The sequence below is a fragment of the Pseudomonas sp. Root562 genome, assembly GCF_001427125.1.
GTDB lineage: Bacteria > Pseudomonadota > Gammaproteobacteria > Pseudomonadales > Pseudomonadaceae > Aquipseudomonas.
Genome location: NZ_LMGK01000020.1, coordinates 318854 through 335689 on the forward strand (window position 1 = coordinate 318854; position 16836 = coordinate 335689).

A 16836-nucleotide genomic window follows, 5' to 3' on the forward strand; every position below is an offset into this window, starting at 1 on the left:
CCCAAGGATCTGCTATGAAAAGCCTCAGAGAACGCGCTGCCGAAGGTCTTCAGGTCGGAGACCGCTTCACCATCGATCGTTGTTTTTCCGATGAGGATATCCGCCGATTCGCGCAGATCTCTCGGGATTACAACCCTGTTCACTGCGACGCGCGTTACGCATCGATTCGCGGATTCAAGACACCTGTAGCCCATGGCCTACTGACAGCCAGCCTCATTACCGAAATCGGCGGACAAATTGGTTGGCTGGCCAAAGGAATGAGTTTTGAGTTCAAACGACCGGTTTACCCAGGAGAACAGATCATCTGTCACTGGCTTATTGTGAACATCGATGAACGCGGTCACGCAAAAGCTGAAGTCAGTGTTTCCAATGCACAAGGTGTCATCGTGCTGGAGGCCACGACCACGGGGGTACTGCACGGCGTCGATGAACGAGAACGCATGAAACAGATGCTTTCTGAAGGCGACCCCACCAACGGTGCTGCCTCTTCGTCGAGGTGATGGCCACGCGTTGGCGACTGTCCTGTCTGTATCTGAAAAAAATTGCCGTAGCGGGGCGTCCTTGCCCCGTCTGCGACGGACTCACGCAGCCTTAAGCGTCCTGAAGCGAATGTTCAATGCCTCGACCGCAAGTGAGAACGCCATTGCAAAATAGACGTAACCCTTCGGTACGTGCATCCCCATCGCATCGGCAATAAGCACGACGCCCACAACAATCAGGAACGCCAAGGCCAGCATTTTCAGGCTCGGATGCTTGTCGATGAACGCACTGATCGCCCCGGCAGCAAGCATCATGATCAACACGGCGACGACGATAGCGGCAACCATCACCGGTACATGCGAAACCATTCCGACAGCTGTGATAACCGAGTCCAGCGAGAAGACGATATCGATGATCGCAATCTGAATGATGGTGCTCAGAAAGCCCGCCCCCTTTTTACCAAACTCAGACTCCCCCTCCTCGCCACCTTCCAGTTCCTGGAAGATTTCGCTGCTGCTTTTCCACAGCAAGAACAATCCGCCGAAGAACAGAATCAGGTCACGCCCCGAAATCCCTTGATCGAAGACATTAAACAGATCGGTAGTCAGTTGCATGATCCACGTGATGGACAGCAGCAGAAGAATGCGCGTGACCATGGCCAGTGCCAAACCGAAGAAGCGGGTTTTGGGCTGCATGGCTTTGGGCATGCGGCTGACCAAAATCGAAATCATGATGATGTTGTCGATACCCAAAACGATTTCCAACACTGTCAGGGTAAAAAACGCGATCCAGATTTCCGGATTGAGAAACCATTCCATAACGTCAAAACTCTCGATTGCCCAGAAAAAAAGGCATCACCAAAATCGGTGATGCCCGCATGCTCAAATGAGCGAGTCGTGGTAAGCCACATCGCCTCGACGGGGGCGACCAAACCAATCGTCGGTGCGGCGATGCACTGATGGCACCTGTCAGCCAATCAGACGGTGAGAAGCGAGTTGCCATCCATCTCAGACGGAATCGGCAAACTCAGCATCTGCAACAGGGTTGGAGCGATATCGCACAATCGGCCATTCTTCAGCCCGTGTCGCCCTGGTTGCTCACTGACCAGAATCAGCGGTACCGGATTCAAGGTATGCGCCGTGTGGGCCTGGCCAGACGTCGCATCGAGCATTTGCTCAACGTTGCCGTGGTCGGCGGTAATCAAACATTCACCACCAGCTGCGAGGGTTGCTTCAACCACGCGACGCAGGCATTCATCGAGCACCTCGACCGCCTTGACGGCAGCATCGAATGAACCCGTATGCCCCACCATATCGCCGTTGGCATAGTTGCAAACGATCAGATCGAATGTGCCGCCGGCGATAGCGTTGACCAGTTTGTCAGTCAACAGTGGGGCGCTCATCTCAGGCTGCAGATCGTAGGAAGCAACGTCAGGTGACGGAATCAGGATTCGCTCCTCACCCTCAAAAGGCTGCTCTCTACCGCCGTTGAAAAAGAACGTCACGTGGGCGTACTTCTCGGTTTCGGCAATGCGCAATTGCGTTTTCCCAAGTCTGGCCAAATGTTCCCCCAAGCTGTTGTGAATAGCTTCGGGAGGGAATGCACACAGGCAATTCAGCTCTTCGGAATACTGCGTCAATGTCAGCAAGCGATCCTTGTCCACCACTAACGGCCGCTCGAACGCCGTGAAATCCGGTTGGATCAACGCCTGGGTCAACTCTCGCGCCCGATCGGGGCGAAAGTTCATGAAGATCATGGCGTCATCCGCACCGACACTGACGGCCTGTCCAATCGTGGTTGGCTGGACGAATTCGTCCGACTCCCCACGTTCGTAAGCGGCAGACAAAGCTACGGACGCCGTTTCAGCCTGATGTTCGGCTTCGCCGCCGACGATCAATCGGTAGGCCGACTCCACGCGCCCCCAGCGATTGTCGCGATCCATTGCATAATAGCGACCGACCAGCGAAACAAGGCGCCCGGCGCCCAGTTTCGCAAACGCGCTTTCCAAAGCCTCAAGCGAGGCTAAAGCGCTCTTGGGCGGCGTGTCTCGGCCATCGAGAAAGCCATGCACATAAACTTTCTCGACCCCCTGCTCAACCAGGCAACCACAAGCCGCGATAATCTGATCGATATGACTATGCACGCCACCCGGAGAAAGGAGGCCCATCACGTGCACGGCACCATCGCGACTCTTTACCCCTTGGAGCAACAACTGTAGTGCCGGGTTGTGTGAGAACTCTCCATCCGCGAGTGCTTTATCAATTCGGGTCAGGCTCTGGTAAACCACCCTCCCCGCGCCGAGGTTCATGTGGCCAACCTCGGAGTTCCCCATCTGACCTTCTGGCAGTCCAACAGCAAGACCTGACGTCGCGATCTCGCTGTGGGCGAAACGCTTGAGCAGCGCATCAAACGTCGGCTTACTCGCTGCGGCGAAAGCATTCGATTCAGTAGCCTGCCGAATACCGACACCATCAAGAATAATCAAAGAGCGCGTAGTCATCGTGCCCCCTAGAAGATGTAGTCAGTGGTCAAGAAGCTCGACTCGCGATTGCGAATGATGTCGCTGACCAGTTCCTTGTTACTTTCCTGGAACTTGGTGGCGACGAGCGTGCGGATGGAGAACACGCGCAAGGCGTCATGAACGGACAGTGTTCCTTCGGCAGAGTTTTTGCGACCGTTGAATGGAAAGCTGTCTGGGCCACGCTGACATTGCGCGTTGATGTTGATACGCCCCACCTGATTGGCGAAGGCATCGACCAATCGACCCACTTGCGCGGAATCCTTGCCGAAGATACTGAGCTGCTGGCCGAAATCGGAATCGAGGACGTATTCGATGACTGTTTCCAGATCACGGTAAACCACTACCGGTACGACCGGACCGAACTGTTCTTCGTGGTACACACGCATGTCGGAAGTCACCGGGTACAGCACCGCAGGGTAGAAAAACGTCTCACAGACTTCTCCCCCGCCGGCGTTGACGACTTTGGCACCTTTGCTGACAGCATCGGCCACAAGTCCGGTCAGAAAATCAGTTTTGCCCGGTTCTGGTAGAGGCGTTAAAGCGACACCCGGCTCCCACGGCATACCCGGTTTCAGCTGGGCCAGCTTCGCCTGGAACTTGTCGAGGAAAGCGTCAACGACGTTCTCATGAACGAACAGGATTTTCAGCGCAGTACAGCGTTGCCCGTTAAACGACAACGAGCCGGTAACAGCCTCGGAAACGGCGTTATCCAAATCGACATCGGGCAGGATGATGCCAGGATTTTTCGCGTCCAGACCCAGCGCGGCACGCAGACGGTGTGGCTTAGGGTGCAGCTTTTTCAGGTCGCTGGCAGCCTTGTTGGTCCCGATGAACGCAAAAACATCGATCTTGCCGCTGGCCATTAAAGCGCTGACGGTTTCCCGGCCGCTGCCGTAAATGATGTTGATAACTCCGGCCGGGAAGCTGTCACGGAATGCCTCAAGCAAAGGTCGAATCAGCAACACTCCGAATTTTGCGGGTTTGAACACAACGGTGTTGCCCATGATCAACGCTGGAATCAGGGTCGTGAACGTCTCGTTCAACGGGTAGTTGTAAGGTCCCATGCACAGCGTCACGCCCAAAGGAACGCGACGAATCTGTCCCAGCGTGTCTTGTTCAAGCTCGAAACGGCTGGAACGACGATCCAGTTCCTTGAGGGCGTTGATGGTATCGACGATGTAATCGCAGGTGCGGTCGAACTCTTTCTCCGAGTCTTTGAGATTCTTGCCGATTTCCCACATCAACAACTTCACAACTGCTTCGCGTTGTTCACGCATGCGGCTGAGGAAGGACTCCACGTGTCGAATACGCTCGACAACGCGCAGGGTTGGCCAGATGCCCTGGCCACGGTCATAGGCTTGTACCGCTGCATCCAGTGCGGTCATGGCCGTTTGCGCGTCCAGAAGTGGGGTACTGCCCAAAATCACGGACTCGTGACCCGATTCTTTTTTCAGGCATACAGGACTGCGGACGGGAGCGAGCGCGCCGTCCCACAACCGCAGCTCGCCATTGACCAGATATTCGCGCTGTTCAATGGAAGGTCCTGGACGAAACGCAGCAGGGATTTCGTCTGCGCTCGGGAAGAGAGTTTCAAGTTGGTTGTTCAACGTCATTTTTCATACCTCTGTGCACACTGTTCAGTGCCGGGAGAGAAAGAACCGGGCACGCTGTGCTTTGCACGTTCAAATAGAATTCAGATCACAACGAGTTCGGCAGCCGGCGCCGTTTGCGCCGCCCAGCAGATGGCAGCAAAGGACATCGCATCCAGCGAAGCTCCTCCGATCAGGCCACCATCGATGTCCACTTGATCAAACAGTTGCTTGGCGTTATCGGCCTTCACACTCCCGCCGTACAGAATCCGGCAATCGACGGCGGCCGCGCGATCATGCTCCGCCAGCCACTTGCGGATGTGCCGATGAACAGCTTGCGCCTGCTCTGGCGTCGCGGTTTCGCCAGTACCAATGGCCCATACGGGCTCATAGGCAATCACCCCCTTGACCAGGTCCTGAATGCCCACTGCCTTCAGAACTGCACTCAATTGTTGGGTGACGATTGCCTCAGTTTCACCGCCCTGTCGCTGAGCAAGTGTTTCACCCACACACAACACCGGGATAAGTCCGGCGCGAAGCGCGGTAGCGAACTTCTTTGCCACAAGTTCATCGTCTTCTGCATAAAGCGCACGGCGCTCCGAATGCCCGACGAGTACGTAGCGGCAGCCGATATCCCGGAGCATGGAAGCACTGACTTCTCCGGTATGTGCACCTGACAAATGAGCGCTGAGATTTTGGGCTCCCAGCGAAACATCAGAATCGTCCAGCAGATCAGCTACGGTCGTCAGGTAGGGAAACGGTGGGCAAATTGCCGTCTCAACACTTTCAAAGCGTGAAACCACCGGAAGCAGGCTGCGCAGCAACGAAGCATTGGCCGCGCTGCTGCCGTTCATTTTCCAATTGCCGATAACCAGTTTCTTTTTGTGAGAAGAGGTCTGCATGATTCAGGCTTTCCTGTTCAAAAGTGCGGCAGCGTCATAGGGCGCACGCCCTTGCAACGCCTCTTCAATACGCAGCAAACGGTTGTATTTGCCCACCCGATCCGAACGACTCAGTGAGCCGGTCTTGATCTGTCCGGCACAGGTTGCGACGGCAAGGTCAGCAATGGTGGTGTCCTCGGTTTCTCCCGAACGGTGAGAAATGACCGCGGTGTAGCCTGCGTCTTGCGCCATACGAATGGCGTCCAGCGTTTCACTGAGAGTGCCGATCTGGTTGAACTTGATCAGAATCGAATTACCAATCCCTTTCTGAATGCCCTCACGCAGAATTTTGGTGTTGGTTACAAACAAGTCGTCACCCACCAGTTGCACGTGGCCGAGTTTTTGAGTCAAACCCGCCCAGCCATCCCAGTCGCTTTCATCCATCCCGTCTTCTATGGAGATGATCGGGTACTTGTCGCAAAGCATCGCCAGGTAATCGGCAAAGCCTTGCGAACTGAATGTCTGGTCTTCCCCGGACAGTACGTATTGACCGTCTTCGTAAAACTCGGAGGCGGCGCAATCAAGCGCCAGAGTAATTTCCTTGCCCAGCTCGTAACCCGCTCGACTTACCGCTTCCTTGATAACAATCAGCGCTTCTTCATTGGAAGCAAGTGAGGGAGCAAACCCGCCTTCATCCCCTACCGCGGTACTCAGGCCACGCTCGGACAAAACCTTCTTCAAGGAATGGAACACCTCGGCGCCCATGCGCAGGCCTTCACGGAACGACGAGGCGCCGACCGGCTGGATCATGAATTCCTGGATATCGATGTTGTTATCAGCGTGCTCGCCGCCGTTGATGATGTTCATCATCGGAACCGGCATGCTGAACTTGCCTGGCGATCCGTAAAGCGCCGCCAAGTGTTCGTACAATGGAATACGCTGAACCTCGGCTGCCGCCTTGGCGGTAGCCAGGGAGACAGCGAGGATCGCGTTGGCACCCAGGATGCTCTTGCTCTCGGTACCATCAAGGGCAATCATCGCGTTGTCGATTTCGCGCTGATTCAACGCGTCCAGTCCGATCAAGCATTCACGGATGGGGTTGTTCACGTTCTCGACCGCACGCATCACGCCTTTGCCCATGTAACGCGAAGCGTTGTCGCGCAGTTCGAGTGCTTCACGTGAACCGGTAGACGCACCCGACGGGACACTGGCGGTGGCACTGACGCCACAATTGAGCGTCACAACCGCTTCGACAGTCGGGTTTCCTCGCGAGTCCAGAATTTCACGGGCAGTGATTTGTTGGATACGGCTGTTCTTGTTAAGCATGATTTGTCCCCTTCGTATGATTCACTGCCGTTGCCTCTTGGCCTTGCGTACCGAGCAATTCCTGCTGCTCGGCATACTGCGCCCGAAAATCGAAATCCCGTGGCCATGATGCAAAGTCGTGTTCTTCAACGACTTTGTGATCAGTAGAATTCGTCTCACTCATCAGAGCATCCTCAATCAGCGGATCGCTTCGCCTACGCGCACAACACGAAGGGAATTGGTCCCGCCTTGGGCGTTGGCGTAGTCGCCTTTGGTAATCAGAACGTGATCGCCTGCCTTCACCACACCACGGCGGGTCAACTCATCCACAGCTTTCTCGTTGACCAATTCAGGGGCGAAATCATCGCTGTCGAACGGGATGGTCGTGACACCACGAAACAACGTGACCCGATTTTGGGTGGCCAGATTGCGAGAAAACGCAAAGATCGGAAGGTGCGAGCGAATGCGCGACATCAAGCGAGGTGTATCACCGCTTTCCGTCATGCAGATGATGGCTTTGACACCGTGCAGATGGTTGGCCGCGTACATGGCGGACATCGCGATGGACTCGTCGATCTTGTGGAACACCTGGTCGACGCGATGTTTGGAACGATGGGACTGAGGATGCTTTTCTGCGCCGATGATGATCCGGTGCATGGCCTCGATCGTTTCGATGGGATAGGCACCCGCCGCGGTTTCGGCGGAGAGCATCACGGCGTCGGTGCCATCAAGCACTGCGTTGGCAACGTCGAACACTTCTGCACGAGTCGGCATAGATTGCGTGATCATCGACTCCATCATCTGAGTGGCGGTGATCACCACACGATTAAGCGTGCGGGCACGTTCGATAATCAGCTTTTGAACGGCGACGAGTTCCGCGTCACCAATTTCCACCCCCAGGTCACCCCGGGCCACCATTACGCCTTCAGATGCTTCGATGATCTCATCGAGAATTCGCAAGTCATTGACGGTTTCTGCGCGTTCAATCTTGGCAATCAGGCCGGCCTGCCCTCCTGCCTCCTGCATCAGGCGACGAGCCAGGTGCATATCCGAGGCGTCGCGTGGAAACGAGACAGCCAGGTAATCCACCTGCATGTGTGCAGCCGTCTTGATATCGGCGAAATCTTTTTCGGTCAGCGCCGATGCCGACAGTCCACCGCCTTTGCGATTGATCCCCTTGTTGTTGGACAGCGGTCCGCTTATCAGGACTTCGCAGATCAATTGCGTCGCTTCGACTTTCAGAACCTTCAACTCGATTCGTCCGTCATCGAGTAACAGAATGTCGTCTGGGCGGCTGTCTGTGATCAAGGCCTCGTAGTCGATTCCGACCCGCTGATTGTCCCCGGCATTTTTGTCCAGCGCAGCGTCGAGAATGAATTGCTGCCCCTTCTCCAGAACAACTTTTCCTTGCGCAAACCGTGCGATGCGAATTTTAGGACCTTGCAGATCGGCCAGTACTGCCACGAAACGACCATGTTTGGCAGCCAGCTCACGCACCAGCCGGGCACGAGCAATGTGATCTTCAGCCTTCCCATGGGAAAAGTTCAGGCGCACGACATCAACGCCCGCTTTCACCAATCCCTCGAGGGCTTCGAATGATTCTGTTGCTGGCCCCAACGTGGCCACGATCTTGGTTCTGCGCTGCATGACAGATGCTTCCTCAAACAGGGTTTTATTATTGAACGCAAAGGAAATCTGGAGGCGCTTGTGATTATTTGCGTGCAAATAATCAATCAGCGCAAAGCAATCCAATTGACTGCTAAAACTGCCAGGGACCGACAAATGGCTTTTTACCTTAGTATTTTCATGCTAAACGCCCAGCACCCAGGTAAACGCCATCGAAAAACGCTTAAAAAATCTTGGCACATTGACACACCAAAATGCAATGCTATTTTAGTCAGCACAAATACACGCATCCGGCCACGACCCGGATCGCACTACTCTGCCGAAGGGATATTGATCATGCTGCCAAGACGCCTCTCCATCGCCAGTCGAATGGTTCTCGGGTTCGTCATCATTGCCGCACTGAGCATTGCGCTAGGGGTTTTCGCCCTACGTCAGATCGATGAAGTGCAGGTCCAATCGACCCAGATAAAAGACAATTGGCTTCAACGGGTACGTGCTCTAGGGGCGGCGAATGCTGCACTGAACCGCTATCGGATGGGATCGATGCAGCACATTCTTTCGGTCAGCGAGAAAGACATGCAGTCTTACGAGGACAAAACCGCCGGGCGGTTGCGTCAGGTTCGCGAGCAAATGCAGAACTACGCCCAGTTGCTCACGAACGAGGACGATAAGGGACGGTTGAGCGCGTTCAATGCCAGCCTTGACGTGTATGCAAAAAATCACCTCGAATTGCTAAAGCTTTCTCGCAAGGGAGACAAAACGGGCGCCAGGGAATTTTTGATGACGATCAGGGATTCCTACGATCAGATGACGCAAAACTTCGAAGACCTCATCGACCGTTCAAACCAAGGCGCAGAGCTGGCTGGTAACGAGTCGATCGATGCCTATCAACGCGCCGTCCAAGGCGTGGCACTGGTCATCATCCTGGTTGGTATCGGGACAGTTCTGGTGGCATGGCTACTGACTCGCAGCATCACTGCTCCCTTGAATGTGGCCGTTAAAGCCGCGAAAACAATTGCTGAAGGTGATCTGAGCCAGCCCATTCAACCAACGGGCAACGATGAAGCTACTCGCCTGCTCGAGTCCTTGGCGACCATGCAAAGCAATCTGATAAAAACCTTGGGAAAGATTTCAGGCTCGTCCCGTCAATTGACCAGCGCCACTGCCCAACTAAACACGGTCACGGAAGCCTCCAGTCAGGATATTCAACAGCAACACGCCGAGATTGAGCAGGCAGCCACCGCGGTGACCGAAATGACCGCAGCCATTGAAGAAGTCGCCCGCAATGCGCTATCCACGTCCGAGCTGTCCGTGGCGTCACGGGACATTGCCCTGAAAGGGCAACAACGCATGGTCGAAACATTGGACGCCATAGAGACGCTCACCCGAGATGTGCAACTCAGTTCGGAGCAGATTGAAAGCCTGGCCGAACAGTCGCAGCGTATTGGCAAGGTACTGGACGTTATTCGCACGATTGCCGAACAAACCAACCTGTTGGCACTCAACGCCGCTATTGAAGCGGCTCGAGCAGGCGATGCGGGTAGAGGTTTTGCCGTCGTTGCAGATGAGGTGCGCGCCCTCGCCCACCGCACTGCACAGTCGACGCGGGAAATCGAAGAGATGATAAGTGGCATCCAAAGCGGAACGGATACTGCCGTTTCAACCATGCTCAGCAGCAGTGAGAACACCCGTCTCACGTTGTCTTTGGCCCAATCCACTCAAAGCGCGCTGGCAGAAATTGTCGCCGCCAACGACGACATCAATCAACGCAATCTAATGATCACGACAGCCACGGAAGAACAAGCGCACGTTGCACGTTCCGTTGACCGCAACTTGCTCAATATCCGTGATCTATCCGTTCAGTCGGCTACGGGCTCACAACAAACCACTGACGCTTCGATATCCCTCGGCCATTTGGCTGTCGAACTCAACAGCATGGTGGGTCACTTCAAGATTTAATCAGTGCAATTTTTTGCATAATGCCACGTTAAAAAGTAGTCATCGGCGACGAAACCTGTTCGAATCAAGCCATGCTTCATTCGCTATCACTCTCCACTACCGCGGACAGTGATCGTCGCCACCCTATTTGTAAGTGATCAAAATATGGCCTCAAGCGCCCTCGTACTACGCATCGCTGCTGAAATCCGGCAGAAAATCCAGACAGGCAAGCTAGCCCTGGGAGCTCACCTGAGCGCACAAAAAGTCGCCGACGAATTCAACGTCTCCCGCTCTCCTGCACGTGAAGCACTGGTATTGCTATCGGAGCAAAATATTCTCGAACAACTGCCAAATCGTGGGTTCTTTGTGTTGGAGCTCGTGCAGGATCCGTCGCAAATCCACGATGAGGTACTTCCGCTTGAAGAGCCGGACGAATACTACCGACTCTCGGAAGACTGGCTGAACAATGCAATCCCCAACGAAGTGACAGAGCAGTTTCTGCGCACTCGCTACAACCTGACAAAAGCCCAGGTCATAGACATTCTCAACCGGGCGGCAAAAGTCGGTTGGGCCGAGCCGAAACCGGGTTATGGCTGGCGATTCCTGGACGTGGCGAAGACACCGGAAACTCTCGAACAGATCTACAAGGTGCGCTCGTTGATCGAACCGGCAGCGCTGCTGGAGCCGACCTACCATCACGACCTGAGCAAGCTCCAGCGCTTGAAAAAAGAACAGCAGGACATGCTCAACGGCGGCATTGATAACCTGCCGGCTGATGTGCTGCTCAAAAATGGTATCCGCTTCCACGAAGAGCTAATCAAGCTCTCCGGCAACCCGCTTTATCACATGATCCTGGTCCAGATGAACAACATGCGGCGCTTGATCGAGTATCGCTCGATGATCGACCGCAAGCGCCTTTTCAAACAGTGCGCCGAACACATCCGGATGATCGAACTGGTGGAGCAAGGCAACAACCTTGAAGCCGCGCATCTCATGAAACAGCACCTGAGTGGATCCTTCGCTCACAAATCGCCGATTCTGAAATTAAGACCCGAATCCGCCGAGGCCAGCCTTTCACTTTCAGGCATCGGCACTGGCCTCACATCACTTCTCGAGGAGAGCACAAGTTGAGCACCGAAGAACAATTGCGCGAAGAAATCTGCACCGTCGGCAAAAGCCTGTACGAACGCGGTTATACCGTGGGTAGCGCAGGCAATATCAGTGCACGTCTGGAAGATGGCTGGTTGATCACCCCCACCGACGCCTGCCTGGGAAGATTGAAGCCGGAAGAAATCGCGAAAGTCAGCAAGGACGGCACCTGGGTATCCGGCAACAAGCCGTCGAAAACCCTGGAGCTGCATCGTCAGGTATACGACCGCAACCCGGAAGTGAATGGTGTAGTGCACACACATTCGACTTCGCTCGTGGCTCTGACGCTCGCCGGAGTCTGGAACAAAGACGACATCCTTCCTCCACTGACGCCTTACCAAATCATGAAAGTCGGCCACATCCCATTGATCGCCTATCAGCGCCCCGGTTCTCCTGACGTGGCGGCACAAGTTGCTCAATTGGCCAACGATGTGCGTGGCGTCATGCTGGAACGGCTAGGCCCAGTGGTTTGGGAAAGCTCGGTATCGAAAGCCAGCTTTGCCCTGGAGGAGCTTGAGGAAACGGCGAAGCTCTGGATGATGAGCAATCCGAAGCCTGCACCGCTAGGTGAAGAGGCAATTGAGGATTTGCGCCGGGTGTTCTCAGTCAAGTGGTGATGCCTCCAAGAAGCAACACAAGTTGTTCCATTGAATAATGCGTTGATACTCGCCTTGTTAATCAAGATCTCCATTCATCTCGCGTCAGAGGTGATTAGCGAGGCGAATGTCCCCTTGCATAGTTGACACTATTTCCCCCTCAACCTAGGTCATGCAGCCTGACCGGGCACTATCTAACTGAATTTCCTCGCTATTACGCTCGTTCTTCGAATTCGGGGCAGATCCGTAAGGTGCGCCGATGGAGAGTGACGGCCGGCTGCGAGTTATTTTCAGTCCATGCGCCAGGCAGCAATCGATTTCTGCGCTTCATGAAATGCGGAAAACGAGTGTGGATTCAACCGGTCGATGCAACAGATTGGCTAAATGAATCGCCTCTGGTTTCGTAGACATCTCGAACGGCTGCAAAGGGTCGATTACTGTCCTTGGTGATAGGCAGAAATCGGCCAAAAGCGGTCACTGGACAGTCCACCCTTGAACAAGTAGCGTGCAAGCCAAATTTCATCTAATTAGAGTTCGCTCATGGTTTCTATGGCTGTTCAGGAAGAAGTTCGAGCCCGCCTACGCCGCGCAGAGGACGAGCACGATGTGAAAGTGCTTTTAGCAGTTGAATCAGGAAGTCGCGCCTGGGGATTCGCCTCTCCCAACAGCGACTACGACGCACGCTTCATTTATGTGAATAAACCTGAGTGGTATCTCGCTGTGGGCCTTGAGGAACAGCGCGACGTCATCGAGTATCCCATCATCGACGACATGGACATCAACGGCTGGGATCTACGAAAGGCACTTAGACTATTTTGGAAGTCCAATCCAGGCTTTGTGGAGTGGATACAGTCGCCCATCATCTATGAGCATACTGGTTCCTTTCACATGTGGGCCAAGGAGTTACTGCCGCAGGTGTATTCGGTAGAAAGCGGCATTTACCACTATCGCAGCATGGCTAAAACTAACTATAGGGGGTATTTGCAGGTCCCTCATGTCCCTCTGAAAAAATACTTTTATGTACTACGCCCGTTGTTATCGGTCCGGTGGCTAGAGCAGTTTGGAACGCCCGCGCCTATAGAATTTGACAGGCTGCGCGGTGTCATCGAAAGGGAGCCTGAATTCCAGCGGGCAATTGATGATTTGCTTGCGGTCAAGCGCGCATCTCCAGAGATGGGATTATCGCCTCAGATCATGCCGATCCAGCAATTCATTGAGCGTGAGCTCACTAGACTTGAATCAATTAAACCGACCCGTAGCGAGCGCAAAGAAGTTGAACCATTGCTTTCCGAACTGTTTCGCTCGGTGCTCAAAGACGCTTGGGGATGATGTTGTACCGGCCCCTCTGTAGACGCCAGGTACGTCAGCCTACATAAATTAATGATGACCGCTTTGGGTCGTTTGCTGCATATCACACCTAGATGAAACTGACCCGTTGCTACCAGTGGAAAAGACAGAACTATCCGCCGCCGGAGTTAATCGCGTTCAATACATAGAGTTAAACAGCTGCTCAGAGTTCTTCAATTCACACGCCGCTTCTGCCTCCGCTCGCGTTGGAAAATGAAGGGGTAGACGGGACTTTTCCTTGTTGTCATAAATGTCGAATCCAGACGACTCCGTTCGCGAATAAAAGCGCACACCACACCTTGCAGATTCTGTCTCTTTAGGTGTTGCTGGTACGACAACAAATCTCAATACCATCTCCTCACCTATAGTTTTTTATTCCTAATTCTTTTGTTTTAGCGGCATATAGCCATCTTATCAATCTCCCGTCATGGGTCTCGACGAGTGGAAAGTACCTAGCCCAGATGCAGAGTTAACCGATGGTGAGCCGATGAAAGCTTCAGGCCGAAGGCAGCTCAAGATTTCGCAGTTTCGACCTGGAAATTTGTTCCGAAGGCTATGCATGGCGGCAAGAAAATATCTGCCGTGGTTTTACAGTCCTCATGGCCCTCTGACAGTCTGCGCGCTTGGTTTTTAGCCACTTTGAAGGCGGCATCCTGCGATGCACTTCCCGCCTCGCTATCAGTTGCTCACCTTCGAAACGACCTTGCGCACGACATACGGCAGGATACCGCCCTCCTTCAAGTAGAGAATTTCCTGTTGTGAATCCAGCTGCAGAATCAACGGCAGCGAGGTCTGACTTCCGTCCGCGCGATTGATCACCAGGCAGAGCGGGTTTGCCCCCACCTGCATTGTCTCCAGACCGTTGAAGTCCAGTGTCTCATCCCCTTTTAACTGCAAGTTCGTCGCGTCGACGCCTGCCGCGAACGTAATGGGCAAGATGCCCATGCCGATCAGATTGCTACGATGGATACGCTCAAAACTCTGCGCGACGACAGCCTTGACGCCCAAGGTGGCTTGCGCCTTGGCTGCCCAGTCACGACTGGAGCCCGCTCCATAGTTGAACCCGGCGAAGATCACCAGCGGCACGTCCTTGGCAACGTAGCTCAGAGCTGCGTCGTAAACGCGCTGGATCGAACCGTCAAAAGCCGTTGCAAAACCACCCTCTCCCGGCTGTTGCTCCAATAGCCGATTCTTCACTGCTCGATTCACGAATGCACCGCGCATCATCACTTCGTGGTTGCTGCGGCGGGTCGAGTATTGATTGAGATCGTTCGGGTTTTCGCCGCGCTCGATCAACCACTGTCCAGCCTGGCTTTCGAGTGGAATCGCACTGGCCGGTGAAATGTGGTCAGTGGTGACATTGTCGCCCAGCACCATCAAAGTTCTTGCACTATGAATCGACAACTCGGGTGAAGCTTCGGCTTTGACGTTTTGCAGGTAAATGGGGCGGCGCAGGTAAGTCGAATTCGGCGCCCAAGGAAACTGCACGCTGCCACTCGCTGACAGTGCCTGCCAGTGATGAGTGCCATCCCACAGCATCGCGTTACGCTGGCGGAACAAATCCGGGCGAACGGTCTGGCTGACCAGTGCCTGAATCTGCTCTTCACTGGGCATCAGTTCATGCAGGTACACATCGTTGCCTGCCGCATCCTGTCCTAACGGCTCAGTCTGGATATCCTTATTGATGGTGCCTGCCAAGGCATAAGCCACGACCAGCGCCGGCGAAGTCAGGTAGCCGACCTGGACGCGAGGATTGACCCGCCCCTCGAAGTTGCGATTGCCCGACAGCACCACCACGGTTTTGAGGCCCTGGTCCGAGAAGCGCTCCATGTGTTCCTCGAGGCTGCCGGAGTTACCGATGCAGGTCATGCAGCCAAACCCGGCGAGATCGAACCCCAAGGCCGAGAAGTCGCTCAGCAGATCGGCCTTTTCCAGGTAGTCCGCGACTACGCGTGAGCCGGGAGACAGAGATGTCTTGACCCAGGGTTTACTGCGCAAACCGCGACGCTGAGCGTTGCGGGCCAGCAATCCCGCCTGGATCATCTGGCTCGGGTTTGCAGTGTTGGTGCAACTGGTGATTGCCGCCAGGGAGATGGCGCCATGGGTCAGGGCCTGGCCAAACGAAGGCTCGAAGTATTCCGCTTCAGCATCCGAAGAACGCGCTATCACGCCCTCCCGCTCACCCAGAATTTCCTGACGAAAGGATGGCGCGGCGTCAGCCAGTTTGCGCCACTGATGCGGTTGATGAGGGCCGGCAACACTTGGCTCGATGGCCGCGAGATCCAGCTCGATCAGGTCATCGAAATGCGGTTCGGGCAGTGCGTCGTGGCGCCACAGGCCTTGTGCTTCGAGGTAAGTCTCAATACGCGCAATGGTTTCTTCGCTGCGACCGGTCAGGTGCATGTACTCCATCGTGCTGTCGTCGAACGGGAAGAACACTACCGTGGCGCCATACTCAGGGGCCATGTTAGAGAGCGTGCCTCGCGCCGCCCAACTGAGCTTCGACAGGCCTGGGCCGCAGAACTCAACGAACTTGCCCACCACGCCCTTCGCACGCAATATTTGCGTGATGCGCAATGCCAGATCGGTGGCCGTCACACCGGGCCGCAATTCATTGCTCAAACGAATGCCGACGACTTCAGGAAAACTGATCGGCACCGGCTCGCCGAGCATGGCAGCCTGTCCCTCCAGCCCACCCACACCCCAGCCCAGGACGCCAATGGCGTTGATCATCGGCGTGTGGCTGTCGGTTGCTACGATATCGTCAGGATGCAGCAGTGGCTGGCCATCGGCGGTCTGGCTTTCCCAAACCACGGTCGCCAGCGACTCCATGTTGACCTGGTGAATGATCCCGGTACCGGGCGGGACCACCTTGAAATTGGTCAGACTCTTCTGCGCCCACTTGATGAATTCGTAGCGTTCGGAGTTGCGACGGTAGTCGATGTCCAGGTTCTTCTCCACCGCGTCCGCTTCGGCGTAGCGCTCGACAATCACCGAATGGTCAATGACCAGCACCGCAGGAATCATCGGGTTCATGGTTTCCGGTGCGCCACCCATTTCCGCCACCATGTCGCGCATACCGGCAAAGTCAGCAAGCGCCGGCAGGCATGTCGTGTCGTGGAACATCAGCCGGTTAGGATAAAACGGCACTTCGCAGGCCGGCGCCCCTTGGCGTATGCATGCGATGAAGTTGTCCAGCGACGCTGGTGAGCACCGCGCCACATTCTCCAGCAGAATACGGATTGAATAGGGCAAGCCAATGAGCTCGTCCGGGGTGAGTATCTTGCGCAGATCCACGTAGGCGTAACGGGTGTCGCCCACTTGAAGATGACTTTGATGACGTGCGTCGATGGTGGAAATCATGGGCTTATCGTTCACCGGTTGAGTGCGTACGCAAACGACTC

Annotated in this window: 13 protein-coding genes; 5 read left to right on the forward strand and 8 right to left on the reverse strand. The window is 54.9% G+C overall.

Annotation, left to right across the window (positions count from 1 at the left end; translation table 11 throughout):
- Positions 1 to 14: 14 nt before the first annotated feature.
- Positions 15 to 500 carry a MaoC family dehydratase gene (locus ASD60_RS15175; RefSeq protein ID WP_056854771.1) on the forward strand — a complete coding sequence of 162 codons (486 nt, stop codon included), beginning with the start codon at positions 15 to 17 and terminating at the stop codon, positions 498 to 500.
- Positions 501 to 581: 81 nt separating this feature from the next.
- Here ASD60_RS15175 and ASD60_RS15180 read toward each other — a convergent pair whose 3' ends face one another.
- From ASD60_RS15180 to pyk, 7 genes are all read right to left on the reverse strand, one after another.
- Complete coding sequence (locus ASD60_RS15180; RefSeq protein WP_056854772.1) at positions 582 to 1298, reverse strand: TerC family protein; 717 nt, start codon at positions 1296 to 1298, stop codon at positions 582 to 584.
- A 158-nt stretch (positions 1299 to 1456) separates the two neighbouring features.
- Positions 1457 to 2980 (reverse strand): 2,3-bisphosphoglycerate-independent phosphoglycerate mutase, encoded by a 1524-nt coding sequence (gene gpmI, locus ASD60_RS15185; protein WP_056854773.1) that lies wholly within the window; start codon positions 2978 to 2980, stop codon positions 1457 to 1459.
- Positions 2981 to 2988: 8 nt separating this feature from the next.
- Positions 2989 to 4614, reverse strand: coding sequence for an NADP-dependent glyceraldehyde-3-phosphate dehydrogenase (locus ASD60_RS15190; RefSeq protein ID WP_056854774.1), 1626 nt, complete (start codon positions 4612 to 4614; stop codon positions 2989 to 2991).
- A gap of 80 nt (positions 4615 to 4694) precedes the next feature.
- Positions 4695 to 5492 (reverse strand): triose-phosphate isomerase, encoded by a 798-nt coding sequence (gene tpiA / locus ASD60_RS15195; RefSeq protein WP_056854775.1) that lies wholly within the window; start codon positions 5490 to 5492, stop codon positions 4695 to 4697.
- Between the two features lie 3 nt (positions 5493 to 5495).
- The gene (gene eno, locus ASD60_RS15200; RefSeq protein WP_056854776.1) at positions 5496 to 6797 is read right to left on the reverse strand and encodes a phosphopyruvate hydratase; all 1302 of its coding nucleotides are present in this window, start codon (positions 6795 to 6797) and stop codon (positions 5496 to 5498) included.
- Entirely contained in the window at positions 6790 to 6960 is a 171-nt protein-coding gene (locus ASD60_RS29180; RefSeq protein WP_162830878.1) for a hypothetical protein, read from the reverse strand. Before ASD60_RS29180 ends, eno begins: the two co-directional genes overlap by 8 nt.
- A gap of 14 nt (positions 6961 to 6974) precedes the next feature.
- A complete protein-coding gene (gene pyk / locus ASD60_RS15205; RefSeq protein ID WP_056854901.1) occupies positions 6975 to 8423 on the reverse strand; it encodes a pyruvate kinase in 1449 nt (482 codons plus the stop codon).
- A 315-nt stretch (positions 8424 to 8738) separates the two neighbouring features.
- Between pyk and ASD60_RS15210 the strand changes: the two genes are divergently transcribed.
- From ASD60_RS15210 to ASD60_RS15225, 4 genes are all read left to right on the forward strand, one after another.
- Positions 8739 to 10361 (forward strand): methyl-accepting chemotaxis protein, encoded by a 1623-nt coding sequence (locus ASD60_RS15210; RefSeq protein WP_056854777.1) that lies wholly within the window; start codon positions 8739 to 8741, stop codon positions 10359 to 10361.
- 144 nt (positions 10362 to 10505) lie between these two features.
- Positions 10506 to 11471: a GntR family transcriptional regulator gene (locus tag ASD60_RS15215; protein WP_056854778.1), complete on the forward strand. Its 966-nt coding sequence runs from the start codon at positions 10506 to 10508 to the stop codon at positions 11469 to 11471.
- Entirely contained in the window at positions 11468 to 12106 is a 639-nt protein-coding gene (gene otnC, locus ASD60_RS15220; RefSeq protein WP_056854779.1) for a 3-oxo-tetronate 4-phosphate decarboxylase, read from the forward strand. The genes ASD60_RS15215 and otnC overlap by 4 nt, the downstream gene beginning before the upstream one ends.
- Positions 12107 to 12625: 519 nt before the next feature.
- Positions 12626 to 13414, forward strand: coding sequence for a nucleotidyltransferase domain-containing protein (locus tag ASD60_RS15225; RefSeq protein WP_056854780.1), 789 nt, complete (start codon positions 12626 to 12628; stop codon positions 13412 to 13414).
- A gap of 696 nt (positions 13415 to 14110) precedes the next feature.
- Here the strand turns inward: ASD60_RS15225 and acnA are convergent.
- On the reverse strand, positions 14111 to 16795 hold the full coding sequence (gene acnA, locus ASD60_RS15230; RefSeq protein WP_056854781.1) for an aconitate hydratase AcnA: 2685 nt from the start codon (positions 16793 to 16795) through the stop codon (positions 14111 to 14113).
- Between the last annotated feature and the right edge of the window lie 41 nt (positions 16796 to 16836).

What these genes read in the sequence shown, in the direction of transcription:
- ASD60_RS15180 (WP_056854772.1), bottom strand. Translation starts at nt 1,298, where the DNA reads ATGGAATGGTTTCTCAATCCGGAAATCTGGATCGCGTTTTTTACCCTG.
- ASD60_RS15190 (WP_056854774.1), bottom strand. Translation starts at nt 4,614, where the DNA reads ATGACGTTGAACAACCAACTTGAAACTCTCTTCCCGAGCGCAGACGAA.
- ASD60_RS15225 (WP_056854780.1), top strand. Translation starts at nt 12,626, where the DNA reads ATGGTTTCTATGGCTGTTCAGGAAGAAGTTCGAGCCCGCCTACGCCGC.
- ASD60_RS15210 (WP_056854777.1), top strand. Translation starts at nt 8,739, where the DNA reads ATGCTGCCAAGACGCCTCTCCATCGCCAGTCGAATGGTTCTCGGGTTC.
- ASD60_RS15175 (WP_056854771.1), top strand. Translation starts at nt 15, where the DNA reads ATGAAAAGCCTCAGAGAACGCGCTGCCGAAGGTCTTCAGGTCGGAGAC.
- gpmI (WP_056854773.1), bottom strand. Translation starts at nt 2,980, where the DNA reads ATGACTACGCGCTCTTTGATTATTCTTGATGGTGTCGGTATTCGGCAG.
- tpiA (WP_056854775.1), bottom strand. Translation starts at nt 5,492, where the DNA reads ATGCAGACCTCTTCTCACAAAAAGAAACTGGTTATCGGCAATTGGAAA.
- ASD60_RS29180 (WP_162830878.1), bottom strand. Translation starts at nt 6,960, where the DNA reads ATGAGTGAGACGAATTCTACTGATCACAAAGTCGTTGAAGAACACGAC.
- acnA (WP_056854781.1), bottom strand. Translation starts at nt 16,795, where the DNA reads ATGATTTCCACCATCGACGCACGTCATCAAAGTCATCTTCAAGTGGGC.
- pyk (WP_056854901.1), bottom strand. Translation starts at nt 8,423, where the DNA reads ATGCAGCGCAGAACCAAGATCGTGGCCACGTTGGGGCCAGCAACAGAA.
- ASD60_RS15215 (WP_056854778.1), top strand. Translation starts at nt 10,506, where the DNA reads ATGGCCTCAAGCGCCCTCGTACTACGCATCGCTGCTGAAATCCGGCAG.
- eno (WP_056854776.1), bottom strand. Translation starts at nt 6,797, where the DNA reads ATGCTTAACAAGAACAGCCGTATCCAACAAATCACTGCCCGTGAAATT.